Source organism: Klebsiella sp. HMSC16A12 (assembly GCF_001808265.1).
Lineage (GTDB): Bacteria > Pseudomonadota > Gammaproteobacteria > Enterobacterales > Enterobacteriaceae > Klebsiella > Klebsiella pneumoniae.
Genome location: NZ_KV792561.1, coordinates 59,070 through 76,005 on the forward strand (window position 1 = coordinate 59,070; position 16,936 = coordinate 76,005).

Consider the following 16,936-nt stretch of genomic DNA (forward strand, 5'->3'; position numbering starts at 1 on the left):
AATGCCAAAAATTGTATTTCTGCCCCACCAGGACCTGTGTCCGGATGGCATCGTTGTGGAAGCTGAGACCGGTGAAACCATTCTCGATGCCGCGCTGCGTAGCGGTATCGAAATTGAACACGCCTGCGAAAAATCCTGTGCCTGCACCACCTGCCACTGCATCGTGCGTGAAGGCTTTGACTCGCTGGCGGAAAGTAGCGAAGATGAAGACGACATGCTGGATAAAGCCTGGGGGCTGGAACCTGACAGCCGTCTGAGCTGCCAGGCGCGCGTCACCGACGAAGATCTGGTCGTTGAGATCCCGCGTTACACCATCAACCACGCACGCGAGCACTAATATGGCACTGAAATGGACCGACAGCCGTGAAATCGGCGAAGCGCTGTACGACGCTTACCCGGATCTCGACCCGAAAACCGTTCGCTTTACCGACATGCATCAGTGGATTTGCGATTTGGAAGAGTTTGATGATGATCCAAACGCATCCAATGAAAAAATTCTCGAGGCGATTCTGCTAGTCTGGCTAGACGAGGCCGAATAATTTCGCGTTAAGCGAAAACATTTTAACGGGCTGCCATAGGGTGGCCCGTTTGCTAAGAAGGATAATGATAATGACCGAAGCTATGAAGATTACGCTTTCTACTCAGCCAGCCGATGGACGCTGGGGAGAAAAAGCGACCTGGAGCATCAATAACGACGGCATCGCTCTACATCTCAACGGAAAAGACGACCTCGGGCTTATCCAGCGCGCGGCGCGCAAAATTGACGGCATGGGCATCAAGCACGTCGCCCTGAGCGGCGAAGGCTGGAACACCGATCGCGCCTGGGCCTTTTGGGCCGGCTATAAAGGGCCGAAAGGTCAGCGTCAGGTCGAATGGCCATCCCTTGACGACGCGCAGCGCAGCGAGCTGGATAACCGCCTGACGATCATCGACTGGGTGCGCGACACCATCAATGCGCCGGCGGAAGAGCTGGGTCCGGAGCAGCTGGCGCAGCGCGCTGTCGACCTGCTGTGTGGCGTGGCGGGTGAGAAGATAAGCTATCGCATCACCAAAGGCGAAGATCTGCGCGAGCAGGGCTATCTTGGTCTGCATACCGTGGGCCGCGGCTCCGAGCGCCCGCCGGTCCTGCTGGCGCTGGACTATAACCCGACCGGCGATAAAGAGGCGCCGGTATACGCCTGCCTGGTGGGCAAAGGCATCACCTTTGATTCCGGCGGCTACAGCATTAAACAGAGCTCCTTTATGGATTCAATGAAATCCGATATGGGCGGTGCGGCGACTATCACCGGCGCGCTGGCTTTCGCCATTACCCGCGGTCTGAACAAACGTGTGAAGCTGTTCCTGTGCTGCGCCGACAACCTGATCAGCGGTAACGCCTTCAAACTGGGCGATATTATTCATTATCGCAACGGCAAAACCGTTGAAGTTATGAACACTGACGCGGAAGGCCGCCTGGTGCTGGCGGATGGCCTGATTGACGCCTCGGCGCAGAAGCCAAAGCTGATCATCGACGCCGCCACCCTGACCGGCGCGGCGAAAACCGCGTTGGGCAATGATTACCACGCGCTGTTCAGCTTTGACGATGCGCTGGCGAATCGCCTGCTGGCGAGCGCTCAGGCGGAAAACGAAGCCTTCTGGCGTCTGCCGCTGGCCGAGTTCCACCGCAACCAGCTGCCGTCCAACTTTGCTGACCTGAACAACACCGGTAGCGCGGCCTATCCGGCTGGCGCCAGCACCGCGGCGGGCTTCCTGTCCCACTTCGTGGAAAACTACCATCAGGGTTGGCTGCATATCGACTGTTCGGCAACCTACCGCAAATCTGCCGTTGAGCAGTGGTCGGCGGGCGCCACCGGGCTTGGCGTGCGTACCATTGCTAACCTGCTGACAGCTGAGTAATGGCCTTGCCGGGTGGCGCTGCGCTTACCCGGCCAGGAAAACCATATGCCCGCGTGGACGAATGGCCGCCGGGCAATTCATTGTGAAGTAGCCAAACTATGTCAGATACAAAAAATGAATTAGAAACCCTGCTGGAAAAAGCGGCGACTGAGCCCGCCCATCGTCCGGCATTTTTCAGCGCGCTGCTGGAGGCCACCGTCTGGGTGCCGGGCAGGGCAGCCGATGGCGAGCAGATTGTCGAAGATAGCGCGCTGGATCTGCAGCATTGGGAAAAAGACGACGGTACCTCGGTGATCCCATTCTTTACCTCGCTGGAGGCGCTGCAGCAGGCGGTGGCGGATGAACAGGCTTTCGTGATGATGCCGGCCCGCACGCTGATGGCGATGACGCTGGGCGAATCGTTATTCCTCAACCCGAAGCTGCCGAGCGGCAAAGAGTTCACCCCACGGGAAATCAGCCATCTGTTAGGCGAAGAAGGCAGCCCACTGAGCACCCAGACGGTACTGGAAGGCGGCGAAGCGCTGCTGCTGTCTGAAGTCGCCGAACCGCCGGCGCAGATGGTCGATTCGCTGACCACGTTGTTCAAAACGCTGAAGACCGTCAAGCGGGCGTTTCTGTGCTCGATTAAAGAGCGCGCCGACGCGCCGGCAAACTTATTGATCGGGATTGAAGCGGAAGGAGATATTGAAGCCATTATCCACACCACCGGCAGCGTGGCCACCGATACCTTGCCAGGCGACGAACCTATCGATATTTGCCAGGTGGTGGAAGGCGAGAAGGGCATCAGCCATTTTATGATTGCCCATATCACGCCGTTCTATGAAAAGCGCTGGGGCAGCTTCCTGCGCGATTTTAAGCAGAACCGCATTATCTGACAGCGGGGGCGGCAGCCCCCGCTGTTTCTTTCTGCTTCCAGTCGAGGCACAAAAGCGGGGTGGCAAAAGCTAATGCAGGGCGGCAAAGATTCGCGGATAGGCAGACACCATGTGATAGAGGAGAAATCCCGTCACGCACAGTGTGACAATGCCGTTGAAGAGCGCCATATCCCCGCGCCAGGCCCGGCACCTCTCTTCGCCCAGCAGAGAACGTAGCGCTGCCACCAGCCCGCCGACCAGCATAAACGCCAGTAACACCCCTGCCATTTGCGCGATAACAATGTACCAGCCCAGCGGCGTATTCACGCCCCGGGCGCTCATCAGCGCGATCTGCGCCGGCAAAATCGTCTGGAACCCGAGGGTAAGTATCATGAGAAGACGCAGGTCCGCCAGCTGAGCGTCGAACGTGCGGGCCAGGCGCCGGGCGTCACGCAGGAGCAGCACCCCTGACGCCACCGCCGCGGCAACGCTGACGTGCTGGAGAATAAAAATATATAACGCCAGGGTCCCGGATGGGACCCGGGACAAAAAGAACAGATTGCAAAAGACAATGACCAGCAGGCCAAATTTTGTGACCCAGGCACGGAATACCTCGCCGGGCCAGCGACGGCTTGACGCTGGGTTATGCATCATCCACGCGGCAAGGGTCGACTTACCGTAACCGGGCGCGAGCAGCACCATCAGAAAACCCAGCAGCGCCTGATGGCAATAGGTGACTAACGGAACGTCTTCGAGAGTGACCCCGAGAAAGCGGGTATACACGGAGACTGGCGCAGGCACCAGGCTTAGCCATGTCCGGTTCCATTGCGGCCAAAAATAAAGGATCGCGCCGCCTGCCAGCAGGCCAGCTATACCTCCCAGCCAGGGAAGGCGCGGTGAATAAGCCGAATGTGGGTTAGAGACTAATGCCATTTTCACTCCTTGTGGTGACATCAGATTGGGATGGACTGGATGCGCTATCAGCCCTGAGGAATTCTGTACCAGTGCTCTGCCTCCCCATCAGGCAAAGCGAACTCGGCAGGAACAAGCCCTGCGGCAGCACAGAGTAACCGGTTTAGCGAGAAGCAGAAGAAAGTGGGAGAGAAAATCAGAAATTATTTAGTGACCGCGGAACGGGAGGCCCGCGGTCACGCCGTGTTTACGGAGCGGCAGGGGCCGGTTCAATCGGCAGATCGCTCCGCGCGCCCCATTCGCTCCAGGAGCCGTCATACAGGCAGACGCCGTTCACGCCAAGCGTGGTGAGCGCCAGCACGACCACCGCCGCCGTCACCCCCGAGCCGCAGCTGGCGATGATCGGCCGTTCAAAATCGACACCCTGACGTAAAAAGATGTCGTTCAGCTCGTCAACGGTTTTCAGTTCGCCGTTAATCACCAGATCCGTCCACGGTACGTTCAGCGCGCCGGGGATATGCCCGCGGCGCAGGCCCGGGCGCGGTTCGTCGGCCTGGCCGTTAAACCGGGCCGCCGGACGGGCATCGACAATCTGCGCCGATCCTTCATGGCTGACCAACAGGACGTCGGTCAGACGCTTAATTTGCTGAGGATCGAACCGCACGTCGAATTCCCCTTCGGCCACCTCCGGCATCCCTTGTTCCAGCGGCAGTTCGTCGCGCCGCCAGCCCTCCAGTCCGCCGGCCAGAATTGACACCTTCTCTACGCCAAAGGTGCGCAGCATCCACCACGCGCGCGGGGCGGAAAACAGATTGCCTTCGTCATAGACCACCAGATGCTTATCGCTGCAGACGCCCAGTTCGCGCATGGCGACGGCAAACGCTTCGGCCCGCGGCATCATATGCGGCAGCGGACTGGTGTGGTCGGATAGCGCCTCGATATCGAAAAACAGCGCGTTCGGCACATGGCCGGCGCGGTATTCCGCGGCCATATCCCGCAGGGCCTCCTGCCCGGCGGGCGCCATGCGGGCGTCGATAATCTGAATTTCCGGGTCATCAATATGTTCTGCCAGCCAGTCGGCAGCGACAAAAAACGAGGTGGACATAGGTGCCTCCGTTTTATTATTCATGACTGAATTGTCGGCGTTTTAGCTGGCGCTGACAAGTTAAGGACGCCAGAGTGGGGACGGCGTCACGGCACTTTTCTGATTAATCGGCAGAAACCCGCTTCGTCACTGTTGAGAAGCGCCGCCATAACGCATAATAAATGTGACAAATTGCATCAGGCTCATCGGCCGAGGGGTTAGAAGGATGAAACCATTTCGTTTAGCGGCGCTATCACTGGCGCTCCTTACCGCATTTTCATTAACCGGGTGTGATGACAGCGGTACACCGCAGGCCTCGGCCCCGGCGCCAGCCGCGGATAGCAACCCAGGCGCGACGGCAAAACCGGACCGCGCCCAGCTGGCGGCGCTGGCGGAAAAAAGCCAGGGTAAAGCGCTGACGCTCCTCGACGCCTCGGAGGTGCAACTGGATGGCGCCGCGACCCTGGTGCTGACGTTTTCCGTCCCGCTGCAGCCGGACCAGGATTTCTCCCGCAGTGTGCATCTGGTCGACAAGAAAAGCGGTAAGGTGGACGGTGCATGGGAGCTGGCGCCGAATCTGAAAGAGCTGCGTCTGCGTCACCTTGAGCCAAAGCGCGAGCTGATTGTCTCGGTCGACCCGACGCTGACCGCCCTGAACAAGGCGACGCTCGACAAACCGTTTGAGAAGACCCTGACCACCCGCGATATCGCACCGAGCGTTGGGTTTGCCAGCCGCGGCTCGCTGCTGCCGGGCAACGTGGTCGCCGGGCTGCCGGTGATGGCGCTGAACGTCGATAATGTCGACGTTAATTTCTTCCGCATTAAGCCGGAATCGCTCTCCGCCTTTGTCAGTCAGTGGGAATACCGTAATTCGTTAAGCAACTGGGAATCTGATGAACTGTTGAAGATGGCGGATCTGGTCTATACCGGCCGCTTCGATCTCAACCCGGCGCGTAATACTCGCGAAAAGCTGCTGCTGCCGCTGAGCGACATCAAGCCGCTCCAGCAGCCTGGCGTCTACGTGGCGGTCATGAACCCGGCGGGCCGTTATAGCTACAGCAACGCGGCGACGCTGTTTACCCTCAGCGATATCGGCGTCTCGGCGCATCGCTACCATAACCGGCTGGACGTTTTTACCCAGAGTCTGGAAAACGGCGCCGTCCAGTCGGGCATTGAGGTGCAGTTGCTCAATGCCAAAGGGCAGACCCTGGCGGAAGCGAAAAGCGACAGCCAGGGCCACGTCACCCTGCAAACCGATAAAGAAGCCGCGCTGCTGCTGGCGCGCAAAGAGGGGCAGACCACGCTGCTCGACCTCAAGCTGCCGGCGCTGGATCTGGCGGAATTCTCTATCGCAGGGGCGCCAGGCTTTAGCAAACAGTTCTTTATGTTTGGCCCGCGCGATCTCTATCGTCCCGGCGAAACGGTGATCCTTAATGCGCTGTTGCGCGATAGCGACGGCAAGCCGCTGGCGGAGCAGCCGGTGAAACTGGAGGTGGTTCAGCCAGACGGCCAGGTGATCCGCTCGGTGATGAGCAAACCAGTGAATGGCCTGTACCAGTTTACTTATCCGCTCGACAGCGGCGCGGCTACCGGCATGTGGCACATTCGCGCCAGCGCCGGCGACAATCAACCGCGCGAATGGGATTTCCACGTTGAAGACTTTATGCCGGAACGCATGGCCCTGAACCTGACGCCGCAGGCCGCGCCAGTCGCGCCGGATGCCGACGTCACCTTTGGCGTTAGCGGCGCTTATCTCTACGGCGCGCCGGCCAGCGGCAACCAGCTGCAGGGCAAGCTGTTCCTGCGCCCGCTGCGCGACGCCGTCGCTGCGCTGCCGGGCTTCCAGTTCGGCGATATTGCGGAAGAAAACCTCTCCCGTAGTCTGGATGAAGTCCAGCTGACGCTGGACGAAAAAGGCCATGGCGAAGTGACCACCTCAAGCCAGTGGCAGGATAGCCATTCGCCGCTGCAGGTGGTGCTGCAGGCCAGCCTGCTGGAATCCGGCGGTCGCCCGGTGACCCGTACGGTTAAGCAGCCGATCTGGCCCGCCGAGGCGCTGCCGGGGATCCGCCCGCAATTTACGCTGAAGGACGTTTACGATTACCGCACCGATACCACCGTCAAACAGCCGGTGGTGGATGAAAACAGTAACGCCGCGTTTGATATCGTCTATGCCGACGTCAAAGGCGAGAAAAAAGCGATCTCCGGTCTCCAGGTGCGGCTGATCCGCGAGCGGCGCGACTACTACTGGAACTGGTCCGACAGCGAAGGCTGGCAGTCGCAGTTCGATCAAAAAGATCTGCAGGAGAGCGAGGAGTCGCTAGACCTGCAGGCCGGCCAGATCGGCAAAGTGAGCTTCCCGGTGGAGTGGGGATCCTATCGCCTGGAGGTGAAAGGACCGGACGACGTGGTCAGCAGCGTGCGCTTCTGGGCGGGCTACAGCTGGCAGGATAACAGCGAAGGCGCCGGCGCGGCGCGTCCTGATCGCGTAACGATGAAGCTCGACAAACCTGGCTATAAACCGGGCGATACCATCAGGCTGCACATCGCCGCCCCGGCGGCGGGTAAAGGCTACGCGATGGTCGAATCCAGCGAAGGGCCGCTGTGGTGGCAGGAAATTGACGTCCCGGCGGAGGGCATGGATCTGTCTATTCCGGTGGATAAAACCTGGAATCGCCACGACCTCTACCTCAGCACGCTGGTGGTTCGTCCCGGCGATAAATCCCGCTCGGCGACGCCGAAACGCGCGGTGGGCCTGCTGCATCTGCCGCTGGGCGATGAAAACCGTCGCCTGACGCTGGCGCTGGAGGCCCCGGACAAAATACGCCCCAACCAGCCGCTGACGGTGAAAGTGAAAGCCAGCGTCAAAGAGGGCGAGGCGCCGAAACAGGTCAATGTCCTGCTCTCGGCGGTGGATAGCGGGGTACTGAATATCACCGATTACGCTACCCCGGATCCGTGGAACGCCTTCTTTGGCCAGAAGCGTTACGGCGCAGATATCTATGACATCTACGGCCAGGTGATCGAAGGGCAGGGGCGGGTGGCCAGCCTGCGCTTCGGCGGCGATGGCGACGAGTTAAAACGCGGCGGCAAACCGCCGGTCAACCACGTGACGATCGTCGCCCAGCAGGCGCAGCCGGTGGTATTGAACGATCAGGGCGAAGGCACGGTGACGTTACCCATTGGCGATTTTAACGGCGAGCTGCGGGTGATGGCCCAGGCGTGGACGGCGGATGACTTCGGCAGCAGCGAAGATAAAGTGGTGGTGGCCGCCCCGGTCATCGCCGAACTGAACACCCCGCGCTTCCTCGCCAGCGGCGATACCACACGGCTGGCGCTGGATCTCAGCAATCTGACCGATAAACCGCAAACCCTGCAGGTTCATCTTACCGCCAGCGGGCTGGTGACCTTGACCGAGGGTCAACTGCCGCCGGTGCAACTGGCGCCGGGGGCGCGCAGCACGCTGTTTATACCAGTGAGCGCGCTGGCGGGCTTCGGCGATGGTCAGGTTAATGCCACCATCAGCGGCCTGAGCCTGCCGGGCGAAACCTTCGCCCCGCTGCAAAAACAGTGGAAAATCGGCGTGCGTCCGGCGTACCCGGCACAGACCGTCAACAGCGGCGCAGTGCTGCAGCCAGGTGAAAGCTGGCAGCCGCCGGCGGCGCAGAGCCAGGGCTTTGCCCCGCAAACGCTGCAGGGCCAACTGCTGCTCTGCGGTAAACCACCGTTGAATCTCGCCCGCTATATCCGCGAGCTGAAAGCCTATCCTTACGGCTGCCTTGAGCAGACCGCCAGCGGCCTGTTCCCGTCCCTGTATACCAGCGCGGCGCAGCTAAAGGCGCTGGGCATTAGCGGGGACAGCGACGAAAAACGCCGCGCGGCCATTGATGTCGGTATTTCACGCCTGCTGCAGATGCAGCTGGAAAACGGCGGCTTTGCGCTATGGGATAGAGAGGGGCCGGAAGAGTACTGGCTGACCGCCTACGCCATGGACTTCCTCGTGCGCGCCAGCGAGCAGGGCTATAGCGTACCGGTCAACGCCATTAATAAAGGCAACGAGCGCCTGCTGCGCTATCTGCAGGAGCCGGGCCTGATGACCGTGCGCTACAGCGACGACGCCCAGGCTAGCCGCTTTGCCGCTCAGGCCTATGCCGCGCTGGTGCTGGCGCGTCAGCAAAAAGCGCCGCTCGGCGCCTTGCGTGAAATCTGGAGCCGTCACGACCAGGCGCGATCCGGCTTGCCGCTGCTGCAGCTCGGCATTGCGCTGAAAACCATGGGCGATGCGCCGCGCGGCGACGCCGCCCTGAAGCTGGCGATTGCCACCCCGCGCCAGGATGAGAATCGTTGGCTGGGCGATTACGGTAGCCCGCTGCGCGATAACGCCCTGAAGCTGGCGCTGCTGGAAGAGAATAAACTGCTGCCGGAGGTGCAAAATCAGCTGTTGAGCACGCTGTCGGAAGAGGCCTATGGCCAGCGCTGGCTGTCGACCCAGGAAACCAACGCCTTGTTCCTTGCCGGACGTACGCTGGCGGACCTGCCGGGCAGCTGGCAGGCGAAAACCTCGCTGCAGGCGGAGCCGCTGGCCGGCGACAAAGCGCAAACCCGCAACCTCGACGGCGATCGGCTGGCGGCGCTGCAGGTGAGTAATACTGGCAGTCAGCCGTTGTGGCTGCGTCTCGACAGCAGCGGCTATCCACAAAGCGCGCCGCAGCCGGGCGGTAACGTCCTGGGGATTGAACGCACTATTTTCGATACCCAGGGGCAGCAGAAATCGCTGTCTTCACTGCGCAGCGGCGAACTGGTGCTCGTCAAGCTGGAGGTGACCGCCAAACGCAACGTGCCTGACGCGCTGGTGGTTGATCTGTTGCCAGCCGGTCTGGAGCTGGAAAACCAGAATCTGGCCAACAGCAGCGCCAGCCTGCAGGAGAATGGCGACGCGGTGCAAAACCTGCTTAACCAGATGCAGCAGGCGGATATTCAGCATATCGAGTTCCGCGATGACCGTTTCGTCGCTGCCGTTGCTGTCAATGAAGGCCAGCCGGTGACGCTGGTCTATCTGGCGCGGGCGGTGACGCCGGGCACTTATCAGGTCCCGCAGCCGCAGGTGGAATCGATGTATGCGCCGCAGTGGCGGGCGACAGGAGCGGCCAGCGGTCCGCTCACCGTGACGCCGTAAATGCGCGTATTGCCTCGGGTAAAACGCCGCTGGCGCTGGCTGGCGGCGTTTATTTTTCTGCTGTGGCTGGCGGTGCTGGCGGCCGATCGCCTGTGGCCGCTGCCGCTGCATGACGTCACGCCTGCCCGTGTGGTGGTGGCGGAAGACGGGACGCCGTTGTGGCGGTTTGCCGACGCGCAGGGCGTCTGGCGTTATCCGGTCACGCTCGCCGACGTGTCGCCGCGCTATCTGCAGGCGCTCATCCAGTATGAAGACCGCTGGTTCTGGCGCCATCCGGGGGTCAATCCCTTCGCGGTGCTGCGCGCCGCCTGGCAGGATCTTACTTCCGGGCGAGTTATCTCGGGCGGCAGCACGCTTACCATGCAGGTGGCACGCCTGCTTGATCCCCATCCACGCACCTTCGGCGGCAAGCTGCGCCAGCTGTGGCGAGCGCTGCAGCTGGAGTGGCATCTGTCAAAAAGCGACATTCTAACCCTCTATTTGAACCGCGCGCCGTTTGGCGGCACCCTGCAGGGGATCGGCGCGGCCAGCTGGGCCTATCTCGGTAAGCCGCCTGCCCGGCTTAGCTACGGCGAGGCGGCGCTGCTGGCGGTACTTCCCCAGGCGCCCAGTCGTTTACGTCCGGACCGCTGGCCGCAGCGGGCCCAGGCGGCGCGTGATAAAGTGCTTACGCGAATGGTCAGCCAGGGCGTCTGGCCGGAGCAGGCGGTAAAGGAAGCGATGGAGGAGCCAGTATGGCTGTTTCCGCGCCAGATGCCGCAGCTGGCGCCGCTTTTTTCACGCCGGGCGCTGGCGACCAGTCGTGATGAAAAGGTGGTGACGACTCTGGATGCCGGACTGCAGCGGCAACTGGAAGATCTGGCGCTGAACTGGAAATCGCGACTGCCGCCGCGCAGTTCGCTGGCGATGGTCGTCGTCGACCACACGGATATGAAAGTTCGCGGCTGGGTAGGCTCGGCGGATATCACCGACGACAGCCGCTTCGGCCATATTGATATGGTCTCGGCGGTACGCTCGCCGGGGTCGGTGCTGAAACCCTTTATCTACGCGATGGCGATGGATGAGGGGCTGATTCACCCGGCATCGCTATTACAGGATGTGCCACGGCGTTTTAGCGATTATCGCCCCGGTAATTTCGACAGCGGGTTTCATGGCCCGGTGAGCGCCAGCGAGGCGCTGGTTCGGTCGCTGAATCTGCCGGCGGTGCAGGTGCTCGAAGCCTATGGACCAAAACGCTTTGCGGCTAATTTACGCAACGCCGGGCTGCCCCTGACGCTGCCCGCTGGCGCAGAGCCGAATCTGTCGCTAATCCTCGGCGGCGCCGGGGCGCGGCTGGAAGATATTGTCGCGGCGTACAGCGCCTTCGCCCGCCATGGCAAGGCGGCGCGGCTGCGCCTGAAGCCGAGCGATCCATTGACCGAGCGCGCGCTGATGTCGCCCGGGGCGGCATGGATCGTCCGGCATATTTTGGCCGGCGAAGCGCAACCGGTTCCCGATGCCTCGCTGCCGCAGGCGGTGCCGCTGGCGTGGAAAACCGGCACCAGCTACGGCTATCGCGACGCGTGGGCGGTCGGCCTCAATGCGCGATATCTGATAGGCATCTGGACCGGGCGCCCGGACGGTACGCCGGTGGTGGGCCAGTTTGGCTTCGCCAGCGCCGTACCGCTGCTCAACCAGGTCAATAATCTGCTGCTGGCCCGCCCGGCGATGAGCCGCGGCGGGCTGCCGAGCGATCCGCGCCCGGCAACGGTCAGCCAGGGGACAATCTGCTGGCCTGGCGGGCAGGATCTGCCGGCGGGCGACAGCAACTGTCGTCGTCGCCTGGCCAGCTGGCTTTTGGATGCCAGCCAGCCGCCGACTCTGCTGCTGCCGGGGCAGGAGAGCGTACGCGGGATCCGCTTCCCGGTGTGGCGCAATGAACACGGCGAACGGGTGGCGGCGGATTGTCCCGGCGCTCGGGAAAGCCAGGTCGAAGTCTGGCCGCTGCCGCTGGAACCCTGGCTGCCGGCCAGCGAAAGGCGGCGCGCGCGCCTGGGACCGGCATCGGAGTCATGCCCGCCGTTACAGACTCAGGATACCGCGCCGCTGGTGCTGTCCGGCATCCGTGATGGGGCGGTGATAAAACGTCTCCCGGGTGAGGCGCGGGTGATGTTGCCGCTACAAACCAGCGGTGGGGAGGGGCGGCGCTGGTGGTTTATTAATGGCGAACCGTTAGAGGCCGCCGGCGCAAGAACCACGCTAACGCTGGATAAACCCGGCGAGTGGCAGTTGGTAGTGATGGATGAAGCGGGTCAGACGGCGGCCGCCAGCTTCACCCTGCAATAACCAGGGTGAATTTGTTGTTGGCGGTTTGTGTTTTCAATACTCATCTTATTTTAACAAAATGTTACCTTCATCCGTAGGCAGGGGCGGGGATGCTCATTATAATGCGCGCCAGGCCATACAATCGTATGTGCAACAACAGAACATTTAATTAGAGGTAATCATGGCTATTGAACGTACTTTTTCCATCATCAAACCAAACGCGGTGGCAAAAAACGTTATTGGCAGCATCTTTTCCCGCTTTGAAGCTGCAGGGTTCAAAATCGTCGGCACCAAAATGCTGCACCTGACCGTTGAACAGGCTCGTGGTTTCTATGCTGAGCACGAAGGTCGCCCGTTCTTCGACGGTCTGGTTGAGTTCATGACCTCCGGCCCGATCGTGGTTTCCGTTCTGGAAGGCGAAAATGCGGTACAGCGTCACCGTGACCTGCTGGGCGCCACCAATCCGGCAAACGCCCTGGCGGGTACCCTGCGCGCTGACTACGCTGACAGCTTCACCGAGAACGGCACCCACGGTTCCGACTCTGTAGAATCCGCTGCCCGCGAAATCGCGTTCTTCTTTGCTGAAGGCGAGGTTTGCCCGCGCACTCGCTAATCCCCTGCGTCTTTCACGCCACAGCATTGTTGGCTTCCTTCGCGCACCCCGGTCACATAGTTATCTATGCTCGCGGGGATTTGCGAACTCGCCGTCTCGCTGTGACCTGAAATACTTTGGAGATACAAACCTCGTCTTTTCGACCGTCGCGGCGTTGGCTGCGCGCGCTCACCCCGGTCACATAGTTATCTATGCTCCCGGGGATTAATGAGAGGCTCCTGCCTCTCACCGGAGGCCAGCCTACGGCTGGTCAAATTCGTTCCCGACGAATTTGTCACTTGCTTGCCGCCTTGCGACAAACGAAAAGCCTTAGAGGATTGAGCAGTCAGTTACAGATTTTTTTTCATTGCTTTGTGCAAACGTGGCAATGATGCGCCAGAATTTGTAGAATATAGCGCCCCTGGACGAGCAGTCGCTCTCCGGGGCGTTTCTTTTTCAACCCACCTGGGGCCATAACGTGTAATAACGAGGCCGGAAAATATTATGTCTGAACAAATTGTCACGCCTGATACCGCCGCTCTGACGGTGCCGAACAAAGATGCCAAAATCAACCTGCTGGATTTAAACCGTCAGCAGATGCGCGAGTTTTTCAAAAACATGGGCGAGAAGCCTTTCCGCGCCGATCAGGTGATGAAATGGATGTATCACTACTGCTGCGACGACTTTGATGAGATGACCGACATCAACAAAGTCCTGCGCAGTAAACTGAAAGAAGTGGCGGAGATCCGCGCCCCGGAAGTGGTTGAAGAGCAACGCTCAACCGACGGGACCATTAAATGGGCGATTGCCGTTGGCGATCAGCGCGTCGAGACCGTCTATATCCCGGAAGAAGACCGCGCCACCCTGTGCGTCTCCTCCCAGGTAGGCTGCGCGCTGGAGTGCAAATTCTGCTCCACCGCCCAGCAGGGCTTTAACCGCAACCTGCGGGTATCCGAAATTATCGGCCAGGTCTGGCGCGCGGCGAAGATCGTCGGCGCGGTGAAGACCACCGGCGTGCGTCCCATTACCAACGTAGTAATGATGGGCATGGGCGAGCCGCTGCTGAACCTCAACAATGTCGTTCCGGCGATGGAAATCATGCTCGACGATTTCGGCTTTGGCCTTTCCAAGCGTCGTGTAACCTTGTCTACCTCCGGCGTGGTGCCGGCGCTGGATAAACTCGGCGATATGATCGACGTTGCGCTGGCGATCTCCTTGCACGCGCCGAACGACACCATTCGCGACGAAATCGTCCCGATCAACAAAAAGTACAACATCGAGACGTTCCTCAACTCGGTGCGCGGCTATATTTCGAAGTCCAACGCCAACCAGGGCCGGGTGACCATCGAGTACGTGATGCTGGATCACGTCAACGACGGCACCGAGCACGCCCATGAACTGGCGGCGCTGCTGAAAGATACGCCGTGCAAGATCAACCTGATCCCATGGAACCCGTTCCCGGGCGCGCCGTATGGCCGCAGCTCCAACAGCCGCATCGACCGTTTCTCCAAAGTCCTGATGGAGTACGGCTTTACGACCATCGTGCGTAAAACGCGCGGCGACGATATCGATGCCGCCTGCGGCCAGCTGGCGGGCGACGTCATTGACCGTACCAAGCGTACGCTGCGTAAGCGGATGCAGGGCGAAGCGATTGACGTAAAAGCGGTCTGACAAATGATGACCCGTGCAGCGCAGGCGGCACGGGTCATATTTATGGCCGATAGCCAGGCGAAATACGCTGATTCGGTTAATAATTACGGTGCGTTTTTGTCGACTTTGAGGCAGTATGTAGCGGCACAACAACCGCTTAGCATTCAATTTTGATTCGTCTCTGTGATCGCGCGGCTGACAGTCCTATACTGTGAGGCTGACGTAGCACAGATGTCTCGCGGCGCCGGCTTTTTCCCGCGCTGAACTTTAAATTTCACGTACCAGTAGTTGTAGCGAATGAATACTGAAGCCACTCAAGATCATCAAGAAGCAAACACCACGGGCGCGCGTCTGCGTCACGCCCGCGAACAACTCGGACTTAGCCAGCAAGCGGTGGCCGAACGCTTATGCCTGAAGGTGTCCACGGTTCGTGATATTGAAGACGATAAGGCCCCCGCCGACCTCGCCTCCACCTTCCTGCGCGGGTACATCCGCTCCTACGCTCGCCTCGTACATATTCCAGAAGACGAGCTGCTGCCGATGATGGCCAAGCAGGCGCCCATCCGCGCGGCGAAAGTCGCGCCAATGCAGAGTTTCTCTTTAGGCAAGCGCCGCAAAAAGCGCGACGGCTGGCTGATGAGCTTCACCTGGCTGGTGCTGTTTGTGGTTATCGGTCTGAGCGGCGCCTGGTGGTGGCAAGACCATAAGGCGCAGCAGGAAGAGATTTCGACTATGGCCGATCAGTCTTCCGCAGAGCTGAACGGCGGCGACGCCAACAGCCAGAACGTGCCGCTGGATACCAGCGCCCCTGCAGCCCCGACCGCCGATAGCGCCGCGAACAGCGCGCCAACCGATACCGCCAGCGCACCGACCACCAGCGCGCCGGCCCAGACGCCAGCAGATAATAACGCTGTCGTGGCGCCTTCCCAGGCCAATGTCGATACCGCGGGGACGACGCCGGCAGCTCCGGCTACCACCCCAGCCTCGCCGTTGCCGACCGATCAGGCGAACGTCACGACTCCGGCGGCGTCGGCGCAGGATCTGGTGATGAACTTTTCCGCCGACTGCTGGCTGGAAGTGAGCGATGCCACCGGTAAAAAACTGTTCAGCGGCCTGCAGCGTAAAGGCGGTAACCTGAACCTGAGCGGTCAGGCGCCGTATAAGCTGAAAATTGGCGCCCCGGCCGCGGTACAGATCCAGTATCTGGGCAAGCCTGTCGATTTAAGTCGTTTTATCAGAACTAACCAGGTTGCGCGTCTGACCCTCAATGCCGAATCATCACCGGCGCAGTAACAGACGGGTAACGCGGGAGATTTTTCATGCATAACCAGGCTCCGATTCAACGTAGAAAATCTAAACGTATTTACGTTGGTAATGTGCCAATTGGCGATGGGGCTCCCATCGCCGTTCAGTCAATGACCAATACGCGCACCACCGATGTGGCGGCGACCGTAAATCAAATCAAAGCGTTAGAGCGCGTAGGCGCGGACATTGTCCGTGTCTCTGTTCCGACGATGGACGCTGCTGAAGCGTTCAAACTTATCAAACAGCAGGTTAACGTCCCGCTGGTCGCCGATATCCACTTTGACTACCGTATTGCGCTGAAAGTGGCGGAATATGGCGTCGACTGCCTGCGTATCAACCCGGGCAACATCGGCAACGAAGAGCGCATCCGCATGGTTGTAGATTGCGCTCGCGATAAAAACATCCCGATCCGCATCGGCGTCAACGCCGGCTCGCTGGAAAAAGATCTGCAGGAAAAATATGGCGAGCCGACGCCGCAGGCGCTGCTCGAATCCGCCATGCGTCATGTCGATCATCTCGATCGTCTGAACTTCGATCAGTTTAAAGTCAGCGTTAAAGCCTCCGATGTCTTCCTGGCGGTGGAATCCTATCGTCTGCTGGCGAAACAGATCGATCAGCCGCTGCATCTCGGGATCACCGAAGCGGGCGGCGCGCGCAGCGGCGCGGTAAAATCGGCGATCGGTCTGGGACTACTGCTGTCCGAGGGGATCGGCGATACGCTGCGCGTCTCGCTGGCGGCGGATCCGGTGGAAGAGATCAAGGTCGGCTTCGATATCCTCAAATCTCTGCGTATTCGTTCCCGCGGCATTAACTTTATCGCCTGCCCGACCTGTTCACGCCAGGAGTTTGACGTTATCGGTACGGTGAATGCTCTGGAGCAGCGTCTGGAAGATATCATCACCCCGATGGATGTTTCGATCATCGGTTGCGTGGTGAACGGCCCGGGCGAAGCGCTGGTCTCCACCCTTGGCGTCACCGGCGGCAACAAGAAAAGCGGCCTGTATGAAGACGGCGTGCGTAAAGATCGCCTGGACAACAACGACATGATCGACCAGCTGGAAGCGCGGATCCGCGCCAAAGCCTCGATGCTCGATGAAGCCCGTCGGATTGACGTTCAACAGGTTGAAGCAAAATAACGTGTTGGGAAGCGATACGCTTCCCGT

The 16,936-nt window shown here is 60.3% G+C and carries 12 protein-coding genes; 10 read left to right on the forward strand and 2 right to left on the reverse strand.

Going from position 1 to position 16,936, the window contains the following annotated elements:
• The first annotated feature begins 1 nt into the window (after position 1).
• From fdx to sseB, 4 genes are all read left to right on the forward strand, one after another.
• Positions 2 to 337 carry an ISC system 2Fe-2S type ferredoxin gene (gene fdx, locus HMPREF3140_RS06710; RefSeq protein WP_002913956.1) on the forward strand — a complete coding sequence of 112 codons (336 nt, stop codon included), beginning with the start codon at positions 2 to 4 and terminating at the stop codon, positions 335 to 337.
• Position 338: 1 nt separating this feature from the next.
• Positions 339 to 539: a Fe-S cluster assembly protein IscX gene (gene iscX, locus HMPREF3140_RS06715; RefSeq protein WP_002913954.1), complete on the forward strand. Its 201-nt coding sequence runs from the start codon at positions 339 to 341 to the stop codon at positions 537 to 539.
• Positions 540 to 609: 70 nt separating this feature from the next.
• Positions 610 to 1,896: an aminopeptidase PepB gene (pepB, locus tag HMPREF3140_RS06720; protein WP_032412153.1), complete on the forward strand. Its 1,287-nt coding sequence runs from the start codon at positions 610 to 612 to the stop codon at positions 1,894 to 1,896.
• Positions 1,897 to 1,994: 98 nt separating this feature from the next.
• Positions 1,995 to 2,771, forward strand: coding sequence for an enhanced serine sensitivity protein SseB (sseB, locus tag HMPREF3140_RS06725; RefSeq protein WP_023285459.1), 777 nt, complete (start codon positions 1,995 to 1,997; stop codon positions 2,769 to 2,771).
• Between the two features lie 69 nt (positions 2,772 to 2,840).
• On the opposite strand, the gene HMPREF3140_RS06730 is transcribed toward sseB, so the two are convergent.
• Positions 2,841 to 3,683 carry a hypothetical protein gene (locus HMPREF3140_RS06730; RefSeq protein ID WP_023285458.1) on the reverse strand — a complete coding sequence of 281 codons (843 nt, stop codon included), beginning with the start codon at positions 3,681 to 3,683 and terminating at the stop codon, positions 2,841 to 2,843.
• A 226-nt stretch (positions 3,684 to 3,909) separates the two neighbouring features.
• Entirely contained in the window at positions 3,910 to 4,767 is an 858-nt protein-coding gene (gene sseA, locus HMPREF3140_RS06735) for a 3-mercaptopyruvate sulfurtransferase (RefSeq protein WP_002913950.1), read from the reverse strand.
• A gap of 205 nt (positions 4,768 to 4,972) precedes the next feature.
• Between sseA and HMPREF3140_RS06740 the strand changes: the two genes are divergently transcribed.
• The 6 genes from HMPREF3140_RS06740 to ispG all read left to right on the forward strand — a co-directional run bounded on the left by HMPREF3140_RS06740 (position 4,973) and on the right by ispG (position 16,909).
• On the forward strand, positions 4,973 to 9,922 hold the full coding sequence (locus HMPREF3140_RS06740; protein ID WP_032412151.1) for an alpha-2-macroglobulin family protein: 4,950 nt from the start codon (positions 4,973 to 4,975) through the stop codon (positions 9,920 to 9,922).
• A complete protein-coding gene (gene pbpC, locus HMPREF3140_RS06745) occupies positions 9,923 to 12,247 on the forward strand; it encodes a peptidoglycan glycosyltransferase PbpC (protein WP_023285456.1) in 2,325 nt (774 codons plus the stop codon).
• Positions 12,248 to 12,407: 160 nt separating this feature from the next.
• On the forward strand, positions 12,408 to 12,839 hold the full coding sequence (ndk, locus tag HMPREF3140_RS06750; RefSeq protein WP_004144312.1) for a nucleoside-diphosphate kinase: 432 nt from the start codon (positions 12,408 to 12,410) through the stop codon (positions 12,837 to 12,839).
• Positions 12,840 to 13,322: 483 nt separating this feature from the next.
• The gene (locus HMPREF3140_RS06755) at positions 13,323 to 14,489 is read left to right on the forward strand and encodes a dual-specificity RNA methyltransferase RlmN (RefSeq protein ID WP_002913894.1); all 1,167 of its coding nucleotides are present in this window, start codon (positions 13,323 to 13,325) and stop codon (positions 14,487 to 14,489) included.
• A 276-nt stretch (positions 14,490 to 14,765) separates the two neighbouring features.
• Complete coding sequence (gene rodZ / locus HMPREF3140_RS06760) at positions 14,766 to 15,761, forward strand: cytoskeleton protein RodZ (protein ID WP_004149336.1); 996 nt, start codon at positions 14,766 to 14,768, stop codon at positions 15,759 to 15,761.
• Positions 15,762 to 15,787: 26 nt separating this feature from the next.
• Positions 15,788 to 16,909, forward strand: a complete 1,122-nt coding sequence (ispG, locus tag HMPREF3140_RS06765) for a flavodoxin-dependent (E)-4-hydroxy-3-methylbut-2-enyl-diphosphate synthase (RefSeq protein ID WP_002913892.1) — start codon at positions 15,788 to 15,790, stop codon at positions 16,907 to 16,909.
• Positions 16,910 to 16,936 lie beyond the last annotated feature (27 nt).

Excerpts from the sequence above, each read along its gene's own strand:
- sseA (WP_002913950.1), bottom strand. The coding sequence starts at position 4,767 with ATGTCCACCTCGTTTTTTGTCGCTGCCGACTGGCTGGCAGAACATATT.
- pbpC (WP_023285456.1), top strand. The coding sequence starts at position 9,923 with ATGCGCGTATTGCCTCGGGTAAAACGCCGCTGGCGCTGGCTGGCGGCG.
- rodZ (WP_004149336.1), top strand. The coding sequence starts at position 14,766 with ATGAATACTGAAGCCACTCAAGATCATCAAGAAGCAAACACCACGGGC.
- fdx (WP_002913956.1), top strand. The coding sequence starts at position 2 with ATGCCAAAAATTGTATTTCTGCCCCACCAGGACCTGTGTCCGGATGGC.
- sseB (WP_023285459.1), top strand. The coding sequence starts at position 1,995 with ATGTCAGATACAAAAAATGAATTAGAAACCCTGCTGGAAAAAGCGGCG.
- HMPREF3140_RS06740 (WP_032412151.1), top strand. The coding sequence starts at position 4,973 with ATGAAACCATTTCGTTTAGCGGCGCTATCACTGGCGCTCCTTACCGCA.
- ispG (WP_002913892.1), top strand. The coding sequence starts at position 15,788 with ATGCATAACCAGGCTCCGATTCAACGTAGAAAATCTAAACGTATTTAC.
- pepB (WP_032412153.1), top strand. The coding sequence starts at position 610 with ATGACCGAAGCTATGAAGATTACGCTTTCTACTCAGCCAGCCGATGGA.
- HMPREF3140_RS06755 (WP_002913894.1), top strand. The coding sequence starts at position 13,323 with ATGTCTGAACAAATTGTCACGCCTGATACCGCCGCTCTGACGGTGCCG.
- ndk (WP_004144312.1), top strand. The coding sequence starts at position 12,408 with ATGGCTATTGAACGTACTTTTTCCATCATCAAACCAAACGCGGTGGCA.
- iscX (WP_002913954.1), top strand. The coding sequence starts at position 339 with ATGGCACTGAAATGGACCGACAGCCGTGAAATCGGCGAAGCGCTGTAC.
- HMPREF3140_RS06730 (WP_023285458.1), bottom strand. The coding sequence starts at position 3,683 with ATGGCATTAGTCTCTAACCCACATTCGGCTTATTCACCGCGCCTTCCC.